Source organism: Algoriphagus sp. oki45 (assembly GCF_036245605.1).
In the GTDB taxonomy this organism is placed as follows: Bacteria; Bacteroidota; Bacteroidia; order Cytophagales; family Cyclobacteriaceae; genus Algoriphagus.
Window position 1 is genome coordinate 154,804 of the sequence record NZ_BTPC01000004.1, and the last position, 19,313, is coordinate 174,116.

Genomic DNA, 19,313 nt, shown 5'->3' on the forward strand with positions numbered 1-19,313 from the left:
TTATTGAACCAATTTTACTACTATTTAAATGAATCAATTTTTAGCTTTTGTCTCCTCCTTAGGTTTAGGGGTATTGATTTTACCTATCCTAATTATCATTCTAAACAAGGCTAACATCGGGGATATTCCCGGGGGCCGAAAAATTCACAGCAAGGTCACTCCATCCATGGGGGGAGTTGCCATCATCTTCGCTTGCCTGGTCTCATTTGGCATATGGGGTTGGTACTTGGCTCCAGGCACCATGAGATTCGTAGTTCTAGCGATTTCGGTGATGTTTTTTATCGGTCTGAGGGATGATCTATCTCCCTTAAGTCCCATGCAAAAAATCATGATGCAGTTGGGCGCCTTGGTTTTGATTTACTATTTCGCAGATATAAGAATCACCAATTTTTACGGTTTCTTGGGAATCTATGAACTCCACGAATTAGCCAGTCTTCTAGTCACCTTTTTTGTTCTTTTCGCCATTACCAATGCATACAACCTAATTGACGGGATTGATGGACTTGCGGGAACTATCGCTTTCCTTCCTTTTTCTATTTTAGGCTTTTGGTTTGCATCGGTTGGGTATTTGGGCTATTCTGTGTTTTGCTTTGCTATGCTTGGAGCCATAGTAGCCTTTCTCACATTCAACTGGCATCCGGCAAAAATTTTCATGGGAGACACCGGATCTTTGCCGATAGGATTTGCCATGGCAATTATGGTCGTTGCTTTCATGAATATCAACGCGGCCCTTCCGATAAGTGATGAATTCAAATTCAAACCAAACTTCAGCTTCTCATTCGCCATGGTTTTAATACCGGCTCTTGATATGGCTCGGGTTTTTACAAAAAGGGTCTCCAAAGGGCAACATCCGATGAAAGCTGATAAAAACCATTTGCATCACCTCTTGATGAGATTTGGCATGAAGCAGCCCAAAGTGGTATCTATTTTAGTGCTTTTACAGATTGTGATTATTTTGTCAGTTCTTATCCTCCGGGATTTCACTGATAATTTGGTTTTACCATTTGTGTTTTTGGCGATAATTTTGTTTGCCATCACCTTAGAATTGGTCACTCCCCGCTTCCTGAAGAAAAAAATCATGAAGGCGGAACCAAGATTTAAGGAAACCAAATTACCTGAGGAAAAACAAAAGGCTGTAAATCCTAAAGATTTTGAGAGGTGGCCAATCAATATGAATTAAATTCCATCCATACCCCTCTCTTTTCAAACCTACTATTCTTTGAAAAAAAAGCTTAAAATCGGGATTCTCACAAAATCCCTTTCCAATTTGGATCCTTGGGAACTTTCCCTGTTTGATCAACTCCTTGATTTAGATTTTTTAGAAGTATCCCTGCTGATTTTTGATGGTCGCGGTCCTGTCATAGACTCTAATCCAAAGACTGGGCTCAGAAAACTATGGCCGGGTAATTTTTTATGGAAATGGCAGAAATCTTTGGAGAAAAAACTATTCAAAGCCATTGATCCGGATCCTACCCGGGTGAAAGAGCTATTTGAAAAGACTCCGAATATCTTAATGAATCCGGTGAGAAAGGGGTTTGTAGATTATTTTGAGGAAAAAGAGTGTGAACAGCTACATGCTTATGATCTGGATTTGATTCTGAGGCATGAGTTTAATATCATCAAAGGTGCTATTCTTCAGGTACCAAAGTATGGGATATGGAGTCTTCACCATGGAGACAATGATGTCAATAGAGGTGGACCGGCCGGATTTTGGGAAATCGTAGAAAGCCATGAAGTAGTTGGCGTCACTCTTCAAAAATTGACACCTGAATTGGATGGGGGGAAAATCATCGAAAAAGCCTTCTATAATATCAATTGGTCATTTACCAAGAATCAACAATTTGTCCAGTTCTCCTCCATACAACTTGTCCTTAAAAATCTCCGAAAAGTCTACCACGGAAAATTCAGTGTAGAGGACTCTTTGACTTACAGCCTCCCACTCTACCGTTCTCCCGGGCTCAAGCCTACACTTAAGTATTTGTGGAAATTTTACCGGGAGTTTACCTCTACCTTGTTTTACCGGATGTTTCATTCGAAAGGAGAAAACCTTTGGAAAGTGTACGTAGGAAAGGGAGATTTTATCCATGCCCCCCTATTCAGGACCAAAGAGATCCCACAACCTGAAGGGGAATTTTGGGCTGATCCCTTTGTATTTGAAAAAGACGGTGTAAAATATCTCTTCTTTGAGAGATTTTTTTACGACAAAAAGAAAGCCTGTATCAGTGTAGGAATTTTGGAAAAAGGGAAAGTAAGCAGTGTGACCGATATTATAGATGATGGTACTCATCGGTCTTACCCGAATGTTTTCGAGGATGGAGGGGAGATTTATATGATCCCGGAATCCTGCGCCAACAAAAAATTGGAGGTGTATAAGGCAAAAAACTTCCCCTATCAATGGGAACTTTATTCCACCGCATTCGAAGGAGAAGAATTGGCGGATGTCAACTTTCTAAGAGACCAAGATGGAATTGCTTGGATTTTCTTCAGTAAAGGATTTTGGTTTGATCTCAACTCAGATCTTTACATCTATCAAATTGACTCACTTAAGATGAATGATTTAAAACCCCATCTCCAAAACCCGGTGATCATTGATTCTCGGAGTGCAAGAAATGGAGGTAAGATTTATCAGAGAAACGGGGAATATTTTAGACCGAGTCAGCGAAATGTAAAAGGTAAGTATGGATTTGGGATCAATATCAATAAAATCATAGAGCTCAATCTGGACAACTATCGGGAAGAAAAAATAGTGTCTGCCACTCCTTCATTTTTTCCCAATCTAACCGGCTTTCATCATGTAGATAATCACGGAGATTACTATGTAATTGATGCGGCTACCAGAAAAAAATAAAGAGGGATAAACCCTCCTCAAATTGGAAAAATCTGGACATTGATCCTCCAGGATCATATCGTAGCAGAATTAGCTAGTCAAGACTCTCAAACAATTTTTCGTATCGGTCTGCAATAGCTTCCGGATTGACGGCATTCCAAAGTCTGTTATTTGGATTTGGTGAATCAATTTCCGGAAATTTTCGGATAAGGGTCTCGATCCCTCTTTCAATTTCCTCTTGATTGGTATTATCCATCAAATAAAAACCGGGTTCATCTTTCAAATAAGATGCGGTCACTCCGGTATTAGGTGCTATGGCAATGATAGGCTTTCCTAAAGAAGCATAGTCGGATAATTTGCTGAGCATAAGAATCCCCTTTGGGTATTGGGCTTCCAAAAGCAGGAGGTAGTCATAATCAACCAACTTTTTGACCATTTCGGAATACCCCAAGGGAGTTTGGATAATTATTTTCTCCTTCAACCCCAAGTGGTCAAGCTTTTCTCTAAGTTGATCATGAACCACCCCAAAAACATGAAACTCGAAATCATGTCCTTTTTGGGCAATGTTGTGAAAAGCTGCAAGTAGCAAGTCCAAATTGATATTGGACAGCATATTCCCGGCATGGGCAATTTTTACCACCTTACCCTTGGCATGGTCTAGGGCAAACTGAGGTTTGAAACCGATATGGGGAATAATTTCCACCCTACTCTGAAGACCTTTAAGATTGGTGAGGAGAAAATGCTCCATCAACTCCTGAGATGGAAAGGTGTTGACATTGGCAGATTGAAATACTTTTCGGGAAATACGCTTCATCAACCAAGCCTGAAACCTGGAAACCTGATGACCTAGTGGTCGGATATCATCGGTTGGGTCATTCCAATTTGAAATAAGAGGGATTTCCCAAGCAGACGCCAACTTTTCACCCAGCAAATGAGGAAAGAGAGAGGGCATACGGGACATAATCAGGTCAAAGGGTTTTTCCTGATGAAGATTTAAGGCCAATTTCTCAGCTTGAAGACCCCATCGAATCCCTTCTACCGGATAGCCATAGCTAAGCAATCCTTGAATGGTCTGTTGCAATAGACTACTCTTGCTTGCTTCAGTTTGGGCTGGGTAATGGGTTTGACTTTGGATTGGGAGCCAGGATTCTGACCAGGAATGAGCATAGGCAATGGTAGCCGACCTGGAAATCACCTGTACATCATGCCCTCGGGCTTTCAATGCCAATACCAACTTGGCATTGACTATCCCTTCTGAAAATTCGAATGGGGGAAAGGCAGTAGTTAAAAATAAGATTCTCTTACTTGTCATGGTATAGGCCCAAAACTCTCAAGGACTTTCTCAATGGTCTTATCAGGATTACGGGTAATGAAGGGAACTCCTCCAGGATTTCGGGTTCCAGTCGATTTGACCTTGTCGGATTTGGAGATTTCAGACTCTCTTCAATGATTGCTGTGTACTCTTTCATCATTGCTTCAAGGGAATAATTTTCGAGGATTGTTTGACGGGCATTAGAGCTTATTACCTGTTGATTTTCAATGTTTTCAATAACCGACCCTATTTGCTCAACCATTTGAGAGATATTTGAAATTTGGGCGAGAAAGCCGTTTTCTCCATTCACAATAATATTATCAGTCTGCCCTTCCAACCTGTATGCAAATGGAATAAGACCATTTAACATTGCTTCCCTTAGGACAAGTGGGCTTCCTTCAAATCCTTTTGAAGGAAAAAGTAAATACTTGTATTGAGATAGCGTAGAATTAACCAAATCCGGTGATAGTTGACCCTTTAGAAAAATATTTGTTTCCAGGTTGTATTCAATAATTTTATTTCTGAGATCAGCCTCATCGGTTCCCTGTCCATAAATATCAAGATGAATATTTGGCCACCTTTGCTTAAGTAACCTTATAATTTCCGGCAAATCCAAAACTCCTTTTTCAAAATCATTCAGTCTTCCCAAAAAGATAAACTTGTCGCTTTTTTTGGAGAAGTCAAGAACTTCAATGTTAGTATCCAAGCAATTCGGGATAACATTGATCATATTTGGATCAACACCATATTCCTTTCTTAACCTATCAGCCAAAGCTGGACTTACACAAATGATTTTATTTAATTGTTCCCTATTAAAAGATGCGTTGTGAAGCATTGACTCCAAATTTCCGTGGACTATAGGGAATACCTTTGTGTTTGGAGGTAAGAGTCCCAAAATACTATGGACATATTGGACATCATTGAGGAAAATCAGCGGGAAAGGTTTGATTTGAGATAAAATCCTGAATGCATGTTGTTTTTTACTTTCCCAAGGCCTTGGTAAAACCTGAAGTACTTTTAGACCCATGGATCTGAATTTATCACTCCACTGGCCTTTAGCCATAATTTCAAATACCACAGGCTCGTAGCCTTGATTTTCAAAGCCTTTATAAAGATTCAAAATTACCCGCTCTACCCCGCCAATGTTCAGGGCATAAGTAAGAATAGCTATTTTCAACTTCTTTGAAATTTTAAGATGGATTTTTGGTAATAGGTCTTATAAATAAGAAAGGTAAGAACCAAATAGAGCATAAATGCAATCAGTCGGGCCAATACCAAGCCCATGGAAGAATAAGAAAGCAGGAGAAAGGTGAACCCAATAAAAGTAATACTCCATACCAAAAAGACTAAAAAGCTTGTCCAAAGTCTACCTGTAGCAACCAAGACATTATTCAGTACGATAGCCAAAGACTGAGGGATTAATGTAAAGACCGAAACGAAAATCAATATCCCTACTCCGGCGTACTCAGCTCCGTAAATTTTGGCAATCCCCTCTCCAAAAATGAGGAATATGAAACTTATAGGGATAAATATGCCCAAGATGGTCCAGGAGGCATTTTTTACGATTTTATTCACTTTTCTGATCTCTCCCCTAGCCCAGAGATCTGAGAATATCGGCAAAAAGCTACTAACTAAAATGTAGGTGATAAATATGAGCACGTTGAACCATTGATTGGCTACGTTAAAATCAGCCAAATCATCATATCCACCTTGCTTATTGGTAGCCAAAAGTGACATGGTGTACCAGTTGGTAGGGAATATCAACAGGCCAGTAAGAAGAGAAGGAAGGCTATAGTTAAAAAGGATTTTGGACTCTTCGAGAGCTCCCTTGAAAATGACCTGAAGCTTGGATCGGTTCAAGAGCTTACGCACCAGATAGAATGTGGCCAAATAAGTGATTAAGGGCTCCACAGTCATTCCAATAACAGCCCCATCGAATCCGTAGCTATAGGTCAATCCAATTTTTACCAATGTCATAGAAATACCCAGGAAAATTCCCAAGAAGGAATTTTCCTTGAAGGCTTCAAGCCCATTGATGACCCCATACTGGGCCCCATTCAAGGAACCGAACAGCATGCCCGTAGCCATTAATCTGAGGCTGCCTTCCAGATGTGGTGCCTCCAGTGAGGTAGTTGCCAGATATCCTGCTGATGCCTGGAGCACCAAGAAAATCACAAATCCAAGAGCCGCAGAAAAAAGAAAGGAAAGCCCGATAATCCTTCCTGCCCTAGGTTTGTTTTGAGCTCTATATTCGGCGATGTGCTTGGTGGCTGTTTGGGAAATACTGAATGTAGTAAACATCCCAAACATGGCAATGGTACTATTGAGCATGCCGAATTCGCCATAGGCTTCCTTTCCGATAAGACGGATGATAATAACGGTACCAATAAAGGAAACCCCTTTACTGAAAAAATTGAGAATTGCATTCCAAAAAGACCCCCTTAGGATCCTTCTAAAGATATCAGAAGAAGATGCTTTGGTCAGTAAAGCATAAATCTTTGGATACCTCTGAAACTTATTGATCCATTTATCAATCATCTACTTCAATCTAGGGATAAAACTGGGAGGGTGAGGAAAAGTACAAGCAAGATATTTTGTGTCTAGGTATAATTTTGAGAAATCTTCAGGAATTCCTTGGTGAATTGAAGCCGGAAGAGGATAAAGTAAATTTTTTATGGTTCCGAAAGTAAATCGAAACTCTCCAAAAAGTGAAGATTTGAGGAATGCTTTGAAATTAAATCTGACTAGGAAGAAGCTGAGAATTTTGAAACCAGCAAATGCATTAGAAATTTGGGGCTTGAAACAAATGTTCTCTTCCAAAGTCTACGGGGCTCCTGTATCAATCGGGGAAACCATTCCAATCCAAGATCAATCCAAAATTTACCGGGCCTTTTGATATTTCCAGAATAAAAGTCGAATACTGCACCAATGGAGCAGATTACCTCTACATCCAAGAAATCCTTATTCTGATGCACCCATTTTTCTTGCTTTGGAGCAGTCATTCCTACAAAAAGAATATTGGGCTTGACTTCATTGATCAACTTTCGAATCTCAAGATTATCCTCTTTGTCTAATACCTCCTTGAAAGGCGGGCTGTAAGAATGAAATTCAATGTTGGGGTATTCCTTCTGAAGGCGATTTTGAATTTTTGTCAGAGTATTACTCGTGGAGCCTAAATAAAATACCTTTCCTTTTTCCTTATTAAGGATATTCAAAAAGTGCATATGAAGATCATATCCAGATATTTTATGGATTTTGGTTCCATACATAAATCTAGTGGCCAAGACGATTCCCACTCCATCCGGGATGAGAATGTCTGATGAAGCCAGAGCTTTTTTAAATTCTTGGTCTTCTTCAGCTATGCAATAGGAATGGGGATTGATAGTATTGATAATATACTTTCGTCCTCCTTCGATTGAAGAGGGCAATTTCGTGTGAATAATGTAATCCTTAAACTTAATCTCCATTACGTGGGTTTACTGCGGTTAGGAGGTGATGCTTTTCATGACTTTAAGAAACTCTCCTTCAAACTTTGCGAGTGTAAATTTAGATGTAAAATCCGTTTTAGCGGATTTTCCTAGCAAAGATCTCATTTCTTGATTATTAAGCAATTTTTGTATTGCAAAGGACAATTTTTTTGGGTTTTTAGCCTCAACCAAGAGTCCATTTCTTTCATTTTCAATCAGTGAGGGTATACCACCTTCTGTGGTGGTAATTATAGGCAATCCAAATGACATTGCTTCTAGAATTACCAGGGGGAGACACTCCTTTTGATAGTATGTGGGAAATACGAAAATATCTGAAGATTGGATGATTCGAAGTTTTTCCTCCCCGTATTTTTTCCCCAGATATTGGACAAATTCAGAAATACCAAGATCGAAAATTTTTCGGCTGAGAGCCTCCTCCGAAATATCTCCTTCCCCACCAACAATGCAACAAGTAAAAATCAAGTTCTTGTCTTTCAGTATTTTAATTGCTTCAAGTAAATCATAAACTCCCTTTTCCTCCAACAGGTTTGAGAGAAACAGGAGCTGGGCGGGTTCCTGATGGATTTTAAGTGAAGGATCAAGGGGCGGGCTTGGGATACCATTTGGGCAATAGTAGACATCCTCCTCCTTTACATATTTACTTATGTCCTGATAAAGTTCTTTGGCCAATAATATCACCTTTGTCCTTCTGAAAAACAGCTTGTAAAGCCAATTATCCAGCACTCTATCCTGAAATGCAGAGACACCTTTGTTGTGATAATGGGCAATGAACTTACCGGAAAACAGCTTGCAAATCATTGCCAATGGCCAATCTTTGTAAAATCCAACTCCTGATGCAGTAGGAGTCATATACGTAAATTGAGGCCGGGTTTTGATCAAGACTTTTAAAACCCTACTAAACAAGGCCAGTACTTTTCCAATCTTCTGCAGGCCATTTTTTCCGATTTCATCTACTGTAGTAGAGGTATTAAGATTGATGTAGGTAATGGTATAGGAATCATTGATTAATTGACTCTCTTTAATGTATTGACCCATCATCGAGGCACCATGAACAGGAGGTGGGATTGATAATAAAAAAAGTGCTTTTTGCATTGATTTTCCGTTCCGGGTGGCAAAGGTAGATCAATATGACTGCTTCACCTAATCCCGTCAAATGATTAATCCCTTAATAGGGCCCTACTAAAATTCTGGAGCCCACTAATTTTGAGGAATTTGAATTCTTTCTGAGTAATAAGTCTGGCAATTGATTTCTGAAAGCAGATTTTGGTTTTGGACTCATATTCTCCTATCTAATTTCAGGAGAATTGTGGTGTTAGAATAATTGAAGAATCTGCTTCAGTTTCTATAGATCTTAGTGACTTCTTGGTAGTAAGCGAGAAATTCAGGAACGATCTTTTTATCAGAAAAGCTATTCACTACCTGATCAACCGCATTTTTTGAAATTTGAAGCTTTGTTTCAATAGGTAGCTTCAAGACCTCTTCAATTCGGTCAGCAAGTGCCAATGGATCTTTGGGTTTGACTAGAAAACCTGATTTTCCCTCTTCGATAATCTCACTCATTCCCCCTTCCCTACTTCCGATTACCAAGGCGCCGGAGTACATCGCTTCAAGTGCAACCAAACCCATCGCCTCCCAGTGGGATGGAAAAACTGCCAAACTGTGGGATTCATAGACATTGGCCAGTTCTTTCTTCCCGATATGCCCTAAAAACTCACACCAAGTTTCTCCTTCCAGTTCTTTTTGTAGCCGCAACCCGTAATTCCCAAGCTTTCCGGCGATAGTCAGCGTAAGGTTAAATCCTTTCTTCAACAAAACCCTACAAGCCTCAATCAAGTCTCCAACTCCCTTTTCATAGGAAACTGTACCGACATAAAGAATCTTATGGGTATTCAGTGATTCTTCGGTTCGGTCAAAATGCCAATTATTTAGATTTATGGGATTATAAAGAACTTGGATTTTGGATTCTGGTATTTCAAAATACTTGGATGTCCATTCTTTAAGGCTCATGGAGCAAGAGGTAATAAACTCGGCATGGGCTAAAGACCTCTTTTCAAAATATCCGGTAAAAAAATTGGGAATTAACCCTGGCTTAAACTTAAATACTCCTCCAGTACTCCGATCAAGTAGACTGGAAGTATGAAGCCTATATACTACAGGGAAATTGAATTTTCTAAAGAAGGCAGATTCAGCACCGAATTCGGATACCTCCAAAATATCCACGTTTTTCAGTTTCAACACCTCTTTTAAAATCTTAAGTCGGTAGGAAAAAAATCTGAAGAAGATTCTGAATTTTTTAATTGTCACAAAACCGGATTCTACTTGTGGAATTACAAAATCACCTCCGGATAAATTGATCTTGGTAAAATTACCTTTCTTCTCCACGGACTCCTCTCTGGTGTCGTCAGATGCTGTAATTAAGGTAACTTGATGACCTTCTTCCAGGATAAGCGTGATCAAATCATATAGGTAGGTGGCAATGCCACCTCCTCGTTTTGAATCATGATATTCTCTTGAAACAAATACTATATGCATACCTTAATTTCAGTCAGTTGACAGTTTTGCCTTCGCTAAAATTCCACCAGCAATTCTTGCTGCAACCTTTTGGGGGGAAAATTCAGATTCAATTATCTTGGAAGCAGCTCCCATTTTATCCAAATCCTGCTCGTGGAAATAAGCGAGCATTTCTAAGGTGGAACTCTTATCCAAAGAGTCAAACACCTTACCATTCACCTTGTCTTGGACTAATTCCGGATAGCATCCATTGTAAATGGTCGTGGCTACCGGCAACCCGCAAGCCATAGCTTCAGGAACTACCAAGCTCCAATTATCCTCCAGTGTAGGCATCACAAAAACATCTGCTGAAGCATAATAAAGGTGAATTTGATCGTAATCAACCAAGCCTTGAATTTGGATCGAAGTAATATTGAAATAGTGACTTTTGACCAAGTCCATCAACTCTCCGTCCCCGATCAAAGTGAGGGTATCCTCCTGGAATACCTGAGTATGTGCCACCCAAGCCTCACATAGTTCAAGCAGTCCCTTCCTATGAATAAACTGACCAACAAATAGAAAATTTAAGCCTGGCTTTCTTTCCTTTTGATCTTCTTTGGCCACTTGATTTACTCTGGAAGATAGGGTAGCACTATCGGCGGACATGCAACCTTCAATAATGGGTCTGTTACCGGCATTGATTTCATCTTTCAAATAAGAGGAAGTCAAACTACCGTTAGCCAAATAACCTGTAACATAATTGTTAATCAGGATCCTGTATTTTTTTCTCCAAAATGGGCAATTCCTTTCTGTATGATGGGTCCGTTCATAGGCAATCCAAAACGGAATTTTATACAATCTGGAGTAGAGGGTGGCAGTAGGAGTCCATTGAAAAAAGCCTTCCGCGATAATAATATCCGGCTTGATTCTCTTCATAGCCCTGAAAAGCCCTTTCTGGTAGGGTATCTGCAAACCCTCATTTGAAAACTCACCTTGCTTACCGAGCCTAAGGTACTTCTCCCCTTCCAATCCATGCGCATTGGGACCCAATGCCTTTTCCACCTTACTGATCACTCGGTCGGGAATTCGATTTTTAGAAAATAAAACATGAAAATTTCCATCTAATCTAGAATTCAATTCCTGATACAGGGGAACTCTATAATCTAAAAAAGAAGGATTGACCCAAAGAATTTTCATTTAAGCGGGTTGATAGATTTTAGAAATAATTTTTTTTGAAAAAGCGACAGGCAAAACTGAAATACCCAAAAGAATAATCAATTTGAACCTCTCCCCGGAGTAAGGATAGGCTTGAAGAAATTTCTTTCTCGCATTGGAGTTTTTGCCAACCTCCAATAAGAGAATGCCCTTACTTTTTAGCCACCTTCCCAAGTATCGACTATAGCCTACTTTGCCTACTCGCTGTGCCAAAGGCAGTAATTCCAACATCTCCTTACCTACCGGGTCATGATCAGTCTCGCGAATGGAAGTAACACCCTGATTGGCTATGTGAAATATATATTTACCCAAAGGTCTGGTGGAATAGGCTAATTGGTGGCGAAGCATCAGCCGGGTCCAGGTAATCAAATCCTCTCCCGATTTGATGCCCACAGGAAATCCTCCTACTTCTCTTAAAGCCTGCTTTTGGATGGCAATTGCGGAGGAATTGATAGGAGGATGAGATGCAGCAGCAACCTCAAAATAGTTATCCACCACTCCTTGAGTATCCTTAAACCGGATGTGATTGAGTATGGCTAACTCAGTCCTTCCGGAAGGATAATAGAATTTGTAAGAAGTAGCCAAAACTTTTTCATTCGGAAAAAGTCGGTTAAGAACTCTTATCTCTTTTAAAAATTCCTCATCCCATTGGTCATCCGCATCTAGAAAGGTGACCCATTCAAAAGAAGCTTCTTCCACCCCTCTATTTCGGGCTGCTGATACGCCAAGATTAGGTTGGGAAATCAGTTTCACCAAAGGGTGATTCAGTGCTAACACCAATTCTTTGGAGGAATCGCTGCTTCCATCATCCACTACAATGATTTCATCGGGACGTTCCAACTGATTGAATACCGACTCCAAGGTATGTATGATGGTACTTTCCTTGTTGAAAAGTGGTATTATCAAAGAAATCTTCATCGTCATAAATATGCTAAACCCCTTCGACTAATTGAATATGTAATCCCTACCATGGCGAAAAAGTAATTAGGGAAGAAGATGGTATATTTCAGAATATTGTCTGAATACATGAAGAATAGGAATCCCACAAACAAGGTCAAAGTTGAACCTATCATGATGGAAAAGAGTGGAATATTATCTTGAAGGTAGACCTTCAATAGTTGAAAAAAGGTAGTCGCAAATCCCCCTAAAAGACATAAAAGCCCTAACCAACCGTAATTGTAACGTACAGATAGGTAATCATTATGAGCCTCAGCGTTGTCTTCTCCCGCCAATTCACTTAAAACAGCATTATCGGATCTTGGACCGTTTCCAAAGATTGGGTTTTTCTGCAAACCCGGCTCCAATCCAACTTGCCATGCGGTACGACCATTGGTATTCAGTCCGCTATTGCTTTCATAATAATTGATAGAAAGGTCACTTAACTCTCCTTTCCCATCATAAAATGTCTTCTTTTGGAAAGATTCGGAGGTAAATACAATCGCGAAAAGCACCGCACCCAATAATGCATAGGGGATTTTGGAAGAAATACTCCGATTGGAAAAATGGATAACAAATGAGGTAACAAAGACCAGTATGGCCATTCGAGTCACTGACAAAAAAGGCATCAAAAAGAGAATCAGGAAAATGATCAAATATTTCTTTTCCTGAAGAACGTAGTATGCTCCCAAAGACAAGGTCGCCATTACATAAAGCAACATCGGGGTGGAAGCCATATGAGGAGAATACCCCGTAAAAGCTTTATACACTGCAAAAACCAAGAATATCACGATGATCAATCGGGCAAATTGCTGGAACGCCCAAAAAAGCTTTGGCCAAGAATAGGTAAAAGATGAAGCCACTATCCCCACCATAATGGGCAACACATACTGGATCGTAAGCTGTAATCCTATGACTGAAAAGTCAACTGAGAGGGCCAGAATCAAGTAAATAACCCAAAATATCCAATTGACCAAAGGAAATAATGGCCGGTCGGTCATGTTGAAAATCAGATAAGTCATGACCATAAGACAGATTATCCAGGCAATACCTGTCCAGTTGAACCCAAAGAATAATCCCGGAAGTATAGGAATGATTGAATTCAGGTAAGGCAGGAAAGAGCAAAAGAAAAGCGTATTAAAAAAGAGTTTGAAATTCTTTTCGGGAATTTCTGTTCGAATACTAAAGAACGTGATAATCTGCTCCATTACTGATTAAAAACTAACCCATCTAATTTTTGAGATAAGTGTCTTTTAAAACTTCTTTGATTTTGAAATAGCAAAGAAGGTGATTTCATTATTTTTCCGCAAGGTACTAGAATTTGATGACACCCTTAGAGTAAGCGATAGAGGTTGGCGATATTTTGTTGAAAAGAACCAAACCCAAACTTTTCTTTGATTGAAATCCTTCCCTTTTGGCCCAGAGAAATTCTTAAATCGGGATTATCGATTAAATGGGTGATAGACTCTGCCAATTTTCCGGCATCTTCAACAGGAAATAAATACCCTGTTTCTCCGTGGGAAATAACCTCCAAAAGCCCAAAAGATTCTGATGCAACGACTGGCTTACCGATATACATAGCTTCTGCCGCAAATAGCCCAAAGGCCTCAAACCTTGAAGGGACTACTACCAAATCAAGTAAGGCGGTTTCATGAATTACCTCTGAAGGATTTAATTTCCCTTTGAATAAAACCTGTTTTTCAAGACCCAAATCAGAAACCATTTGTTTCAGTCTGGCCTCATCATCTCCCTCTCCATAAATGACCAATTCGACCTGACCCACTTTCTCCTGATTCACTTGATGAAAGGCTTGGATTAGGATATCGATGCCTTTCACATAGTTGAGTCTGGAAACAGTACCAATTCTAAATGGATGATTGACACTAGTTGAATCTTTCAAATCAGAAAGTTGCTCATCAATCCAATCAGTATCCAGGGTATTGTAAATAGTACAATGAGCTGGGACTTTCTGAGTGTGGATTTTTGGATCAAACAATTGCGCAGAGCCGAACCAGGATTTTTCGGTATTCTTGGACACAGACAAAAAAGAATCACAAGCAAGGGCGGCAGTTCTAAGAAGAATCCCTGCAAATCGTCCATGAGACCTTGTCTTGGGCTGATGTACAGTGGCAAGAACTTTTTTGATTTTGGCCAATTTGGCTGCAAGTATTGGGAGCAATCCAGGAGCTACATATTGAACATGGAAATAATCAAATTTGTATTTCCTCAATTCTTGGCTAAGTGATCGAATAAATCGAATAGGGGAAATGGAGCGATTCCACTTCAGCAAAACCACTTCCGCACCAAGATCTTCCAGCTTACTTACTATCCAAGGGTCGTACTCAAAGTAACAAACCACTTTTATTCCATAGCCTTCTTGAGCAAGTGCCTTCACCAGATGGACAGTCTGGATCTCAGTACCGCCTATCAAAAGGCAAGGAATCCCGATACCTACTTTTTTTCTAATTTTTGACAAGGTCTTGTAAAAGGTCAGCTAGAATTTGAGTCTGATTTTGACGGGTAAAAAATTCTGGTTGGGTAGAAATATGCACAGGCCATTTCCCTGCTTGGAAAGCCTGAACACTTTCATAAATATAATTTTTCAAGGCATGTACTGAGTCCAATGTAATTCCCAAATTCTGAGACTCTATCATCTCCTGAAGCTCAGAACCATCACCAGGAATACATAGAACAGGTTTTTTTACACCCACGTATTCAAAGAACTTGGTCGTCATCACACCATATCTTCCCTTATTGGTAATAAGCAAAAGCACCTGACTATCATTCATTATCCTTGGGACTTCCAAGGAAGTAACTCTAGGAAAAAAGGATACATACTTTGAGTTTTGCTCCGTAAGGTAGTGGTCCAGTTTATTCTTATCCGCTCCGTAAAAATTAATCTGAAATTCATCAGGACCTATCTTGGACTCCTTCCCTATCTCATTCAAAGCCTGAAAGAGAACTTGGGGATTATGATACCACTCACTCAAAATCCTTCCTAAGTAAGAAATCCTGAAGCAGGAATCCTTTGGAGGCAGATTCATCGGGATAAACACCTCATGATCATAGCCATTATAAATTACTGCTGTTTTAATTCCGAATTTTTTTTGAAGGACATTTTGGTGAAACCGAGAAACCGTCGTGATAAGGTCTGCCTTATTTGCAGTCATATTCCGCTTTCGCAGCATTCTTCTTCGATGAATATTTTCTTGGAAAGACCTTTTTTCAAAAATTTCCTGTTCGAAAATATCTCTAAAATCCACCACAAAGCGACAATTCAGGGAATTAGCTAATTTTTCTCCCAAGGTAATCCCCCACTGGTCAGGGGCAGAGGATAATATGATATCGAATTTTTCTTTTTGAATCAGTTCCAAACCTACTGGAATGGCCTTATCCAAAAAACCTGGTGGTGAGGAGTATTCAGGAGAAAAGAGGTCCCTAATCTTTGTCTTAAAATTTCTATTGGCTAGATATTCCTGTCCATTTGGGCTTTGAATCCGGATAATTTTCTTTTCAAGGGCATCTGGAAGATTAACCAAAAACCCTGAATTTATTACCTCACTTTCTGTAGGAATAATCCGAGTCAGTACCCACACGTCCCAACCCAACAAAGTCAGGTATTTAGCAAACAAGGTTGAACGAATACCTCCCACAAAAGCTTGGGGGCCAAAAGAAGGAGTAATAATTAATACTTTAGCCAAAACTTTCTTTAGCGTCAGACAGCTATTGAGTTACCTTATTTTTTCTTTAAAAGTCTGCTGATTGTACCTCCTTTATCTTCCTGATAATATCCATAGTCTTTGCCATAGCCATAGCCGTAGCCATAACCATATCCATAACCGTATCGGTGATCAACCTGGAAATCATTCAGGATGGTATAGATCTTCTTGAGCTCTTCTTTTTCTCTCAAGCTTTCTACCACTTTAATATTCGACTTGTCTGAATACTTATGTCTGAAAACGAAGATATTGATATCTGAATATTTGAACAGTTCTTTAGTCTCAGATACCAAACCTACAGGAGGACAGTCCATGATGACAATATCATAGGCTTCTTTGATCTCAGACATCATTTTGGAGAAGGAATCTTGAAGTATCAATTCGGCTGGATTTGGAGGAATTGCACCTGAGAGGAGAATATCCAAATTCTCATACCCACTGCTTTTCACCGCTTCTCTCCAGTCCAGCTCCTTACTCAAAATAGTACTGATACCCACATTGTTCTCCAGTCCAAAATCCTGAGCGATTTTTGGTTTCCTCAAATCCAGACCTAACAGGATTACTTTCTTACCGGAAAGAGCATAAACTGAAGCCATATTGATCGCGCAGAAGGTTTTACCCTCTCCGGAAATAGAAGATGTAAACAGAATCACGACCTTATTCTTCTCGGGTACCAAATAGGACATATCCGAACGAAGAGATCTGAAAGATTCAGTAACACCGGATTTAGGATTTTCCAATACTACTCTTGCATGGTCCAAACTAGCTTTCCCGATAATCCCCAAGAAAGGAATATCCTGATGCTTTTCCAGAAATCTTGGATCATCAACTCTGTTGTTAAAATAGTTTTTGGTCGTAATTACCAAGAATGGAACAGCCAGACCAATAAATAATCCGATGATTAAATTGAGCGATTTTTTCGGAAATACAGGACTTAAGCTAGATCTCGCTCCATTCAATATGGAATTCTTTGGGAAGTTTGAAGCTTTTGTAATTTGAGCCTCATACAATTTCTCCTGAAGGTAAACATAGATGGACTCGTTGATCTCAAATTGACGCTGAATCCCCAGCAACCTTCTTTCAGTTTCTGGTAATTGATTGATTTCTTTATCGACAGCGTTGATTCGGTCTGTCAGCTGAGCAATGTTAGCTCTGATATTAGCGATTGCAGAATTTACGTTTTCAGAAAGTACTTTTCTGGTATTATCAATTCTCCGGTTAATCTCTTGAACTGCAGGATTTTCATCCTTAAAGTTTGCTGTAAGTCTGGTTTTGTCTGCTTGAAGCTCTATCAAGTTTCCAACCAGCGTGGTCAGAAGGTTATTGTCCAAGTCTGCGATTGCTGGCGCCATCAAGGCGTCAAAATCTTCTCTGTCCAAATAGTCTCTTAGCTGATTGTAATACCTCAAAGAGATTTCCGCCTTCGCTCGATCGTTTTCCAATACAAGCAAATTGTCATAGACCCTTGACCCTTCCTCGCTCAGATTGAAAATTTTATTGTCGGTCCGATACTGCTGAAGTCTATTCTCAAAGAATGTCAGAGAGTCGGTAATCCCGCTCAACTGATTTTGGATGAATGCAATAGTAGCGTCTGATGCCCTGTTTTTCTCAGCCAGTTCCCTTTCCAAATAGGCATCCATCAGGTTATTCAAATAGTTTTCGCCTTTCTTTCTGATGGTGGTTTGTAGGGAAAGAGAAAGGATAGAAGATTTTTCGTCAACCAGCTGAACTGAGAGGTCATTTGCCAATTGAAGCGCCAATGTGGGAGTATCAGTGACTGAGAAAAAAATCTCTTCGCCCGGTAGTGCTCCGGCATTTTTGATCGTTATTTTACTGAAGTCGTTGACAATCAATGAGTCAAAAGAATACTCCCCATCAAATATGGATTGATCGGAAAGCGTCGAATTGTAAAAGGGATCAGAGGGGTTGAATACGGAAAGCCCTTCCTCCTCCATTTCCAGTCGGAATTTGTTTTGTTCCAAGACTGTCACTTTGAACATACCTCCCACTATTTGGGCGTGATTCCAGTCTAACTCGACCAAAACTGGGGTATTTCCATAAATCTGATTTTTTTGAAAAGTACCATCCCGGAAATAGGTGATGTTGAAATTGAGGTTTTTCAACGCCTCTTCAGCCAGGAAAAAGGATTTTAATATCCAGATTTCATTCTGAATATTCACCTTGTTATTAACCAATCCTGCCGAACTGAATAAATCAGCGGTGATGTCGGGCTTTTCTTCATTGAGAACAACCGTTCCATTCACTACATAGACGGGAACAGTATATTTATTGAACAGAAAAGCAATAACGACACAAACAGCAACACTGATGACAAACCACTTCCAGTATTTCAGGTAAGTGAGAATGATAGCTCTCAGGTCAAATTCTTCCTTTGATTTGGAAACTGAAAAAACTGGATAGTTGAATGGAATATTGTTTTGACCAGTTGACATTAGATTAATTGTTGTTGGTAAGATTTAGCATCAAAGCTGCAAAAGTAAACAGAGAGATTAAAAGAGTAAGGGTTTGAGCTGCATTTTCTCCAGCTCCTAATTCTCTTACTTTCAAGGGCTCTACATAGAGCTGATCATTTGGTCGGATAAAATAAAATTCACTGTTCAAAAGTGCCCGGTCATTCAGATTGACTTCGTAGACTTGGCTTCCATCAGGATACTGACGAATTAGCAATAGTTTATCTCTTCTCGCGATGGTGGTCAAATCACCGGCATTGGCTATAGCTTCAAAAATGGTCATTCTATCCTGAAGGACTACGTACTTGCCAGGACTTTTAAATTCCCCGATCGCGCTGTATCTGATCCCACCGAGCTTTACTCGAACATAAAAATCAGATTTTATATAATCCCTAAGTCTATTTCTGATTTCCTCTTTGGCTTCGTCGAGAGTCAGATTTCCTACATTGACTTTTCCCAATAAAGGAAGTTCGATCATTCCATCTTCATCTACGGTGTAACCGGTCATGTAGTACACATCTCCACCACCCTGTCCTTGCTGCATTCCAAGATTTGGAGTGCCTTCAGTTTTGGTGATATTGAACCCATTTCTGATTATCTCTTCATTAGTAATCACTTGAACATCAACAATATCATTAAATTGAAGAGCATATTTTACAGTCTGATAAGGGATCTTATTTCCTGGCTCTAAGCTGGGATTATTAGCCTCATTTTGAAGATAAATAACCTTTCGGTTAGGAATGCAGGAAGCGAAAAAGACTGAAAAAAGGATCAGGAAAAGTAAAGAATGGGTGGTTTTTCTGTAGGTGAAACGGGTAGAGCTATTCATATTTTTTTCAAAGTAAGTCAAATTGG

Annotated in this window: 15 protein-coding genes; 2 read left to right on the forward strand and 13 right to left on the reverse strand. The window is 39.7% G+C overall.

Annotated elements, in window-relative coordinates; genetic code table 11:
• Window positions 1–28 precede the first annotated feature (28 nt).
• The gene (locus AAA942_RS16720; RefSeq protein ID WP_338221441.1) at window positions 29–1,180 is read left to right on the forward strand and encodes an MraY family glycosyltransferase; all 1,152 of its coding nucleotides are present in this window, start codon (window positions 29–31) and stop codon (window positions 1,178–1,180) included.
• Between the two features lie 39 nt (window positions 1,181–1,219).
• A complete protein-coding gene (locus AAA942_RS16725; protein ID WP_338221442.1) occupies window positions 1,220–2,848 on the forward strand; it encodes a glucosamine inositolphosphorylceramide transferase family protein in 1,629 nt (542 codons plus the stop codon).
• A gap of 73 nt (window positions 2,849–2,921) precedes the next feature.
• Here the strand turns inward: AAA942_RS16725 and AAA942_RS16730 are convergent, their stop codons facing one another.
• From AAA942_RS16730 to AAA942_RS16790, 13 genes are all read right to left on the reverse strand, one after another.
• Entirely contained in the window at window positions 2,922–4,139 is a 1,218-nt protein-coding gene (locus tag AAA942_RS16730) for a glycosyltransferase (RefSeq protein WP_338221443.1), read from the reverse strand.
• On the reverse strand, window positions 4,129–5,316 hold the full coding sequence (locus AAA942_RS16735) for a glycosyltransferase family 4 protein (RefSeq protein WP_338221444.1): 1,188 nt from the start codon (window positions 5,314–5,316) through the stop codon (window positions 4,129–4,131). Before AAA942_RS16735 ends, AAA942_RS16730 begins: the two co-directional genes overlap by 11 nt.
• Window positions 5,313–6,677, reverse strand: a complete 1,365-nt coding sequence (locus tag AAA942_RS16740) for an oligosaccharide flippase family protein (RefSeq protein ID WP_338221445.1) — start codon at window positions 6,675–6,677, stop codon at window positions 5,313–5,315. The genes AAA942_RS16735 and AAA942_RS16740 overlap by 4 nt, the downstream gene beginning before the upstream one ends.
• Before the next feature lie 206 nt (window positions 6,678–6,883).
• Window positions 6,884–7,606 carry a WecB/TagA/CpsF family glycosyltransferase gene (locus AAA942_RS16745; RefSeq protein WP_338221446.1) on the reverse strand — a complete coding sequence of 241 codons (723 nt, stop codon included), beginning with the start codon at window positions 7,604–7,606 and terminating at the stop codon, window positions 6,884–6,886.
• A gap of 18 nt (window positions 7,607–7,624) precedes the next feature.
• On the reverse strand, window positions 7,625–8,476 hold the full coding sequence (locus tag AAA942_RS16750) for a glycosyltransferase family 4 protein (protein WP_338221447.1): 852 nt from the start codon (window positions 8,474–8,476) through the stop codon (window positions 7,625–7,627).
• Window positions 8,477–8,962: 486 nt separating this feature from the next.
• The gene (locus tag AAA942_RS16755; protein WP_338221448.1) at window positions 8,963–10,159 is read right to left on the reverse strand and encodes a glycosyltransferase family 4 protein; all 1,197 of its coding nucleotides are present in this window, start codon (window positions 10,157–10,159) and stop codon (window positions 8,963–8,965) included.
• Between the two features lie 9 nt (window positions 10,160–10,168).
• Entirely contained in the window at window positions 10,169–11,314 is a 1,146-nt protein-coding gene (locus AAA942_RS16760) for a glycosyltransferase family 4 protein (protein WP_338221449.1), read from the reverse strand.
• Window positions 11,315–12,250 (reverse strand): glycosyltransferase family 2 protein, encoded by a 936-nt coding sequence (locus AAA942_RS16765; protein ID WP_338221450.1) that lies wholly within the window; start codon window positions 12,248–12,250, stop codon window positions 11,315–11,317. It lies immediately after the preceding gene.
• A 2-nt stretch (window positions 12,251–12,252) separates the two neighbouring features.
• Window positions 12,253–13,476: an O-antigen ligase family protein gene (locus AAA942_RS16770; protein ID WP_338221451.1), complete on the reverse strand. Its 1,224-nt coding sequence runs from the start codon at window positions 13,474–13,476 to the stop codon at window positions 12,253–12,255.
• A 125-nt stretch (window positions 13,477–13,601) separates the two neighbouring features.
• Window positions 13,602–14,744 (reverse strand): glycosyltransferase family 4 protein, encoded by a 1,143-nt coding sequence (locus AAA942_RS16775; protein WP_338221452.1) that lies wholly within the window; start codon window positions 14,742–14,744, stop codon window positions 13,602–13,604.
• Window positions 14,731–15,969 (reverse strand): glycosyltransferase, encoded by a 1,239-nt coding sequence (locus AAA942_RS16780; protein ID WP_338221453.1) that lies wholly within the window; start codon window positions 15,967–15,969, stop codon window positions 14,731–14,733. The genes AAA942_RS16775 and AAA942_RS16780 overlap by 14 nt, the downstream gene beginning before the upstream one ends.
• 35 nt (window positions 15,970–16,004) lie before the next feature.
• Entirely contained in the window at window positions 16,005–18,440 is a 2,436-nt protein-coding gene (locus AAA942_RS16785) for a GumC family protein (protein ID WP_338221454.1), read from the reverse strand.
• A 4-nt stretch (window positions 18,441–18,444) separates the two neighbouring features.
• Window positions 18,445–19,287 (reverse strand): polysaccharide biosynthesis/export family protein, encoded by an 843-nt coding sequence (locus AAA942_RS16790; protein ID WP_338221455.1) that lies wholly within the window; start codon window positions 19,285–19,287, stop codon window positions 18,445–18,447.
• Window positions 19,288–19,313: the final 26 nt, after the last annotated feature.

Coding starts and splice junctions, on each gene's coding strand:
- AAA942_RS16720 (WP_338221441.1), top strand. CDS start 29: ATGAATCAATTTTTAGCTTTTGTCTCCTCCTTAGGTTTAGGGGTATTG.
- AAA942_RS16785 (WP_338221454.1), bottom strand. CDS start 18,440: ATGTCAACTGGTCAAAACAATATTCCATTCAACTATCCAGTTTTTTCA.
- AAA942_RS16760 (WP_338221449.1), bottom strand. CDS start 11,314: ATGAAAATTCTTTGGGTCAATCCTTCTTTTTTAGATTATAGAGTTCCC.
- AAA942_RS16790 (WP_338221455.1), bottom strand. CDS start 19,287: ATGAATAGCTCTACCCGTTTCACCTACAGAAAAACCACCCATTCTTTA.
- AAA942_RS16740 (WP_338221445.1), bottom strand. CDS start 6,677: ATGATTGATAAATGGATCAATAAGTTTCAGAGGTATCCAAAGATTTAT.
- AAA942_RS16730 (WP_338221443.1), bottom strand. CDS start 4,139: ATGACAAGTAAGAGAATCTTATTTTTAACTACTGCCTTTCCCCCATTC.
- AAA942_RS16770 (WP_338221451.1), bottom strand. CDS start 13,476: ATGGAGCAGATTATCACGTTCTTTAGTATTCGAACAGAAATTCCCGAA.
- AAA942_RS16750 (WP_338221447.1), bottom strand. CDS start 8,476: ATGACTCCTACTGCATCAGGAGTTGGATTTTACAAAGATTGGCCATTG.
- AAA942_RS16755 (WP_338221448.1), bottom strand. CDS start 10,159: ATGCATATAGTATTTGTTTCAAGAGAATATCATGATTCAAAACGAGGA.
- AAA942_RS16765 (WP_338221450.1), bottom strand. CDS start 12,250: ATGAAGATTTCTTTGATAATACCACTTTTCAACAAGGAAAGTACCATC.
- AAA942_RS16745 (WP_338221446.1), bottom strand. CDS start 7,606: ATGGAGATTAAGTTTAAGGATTACATTATTCACACGAAATTGCCCTCT.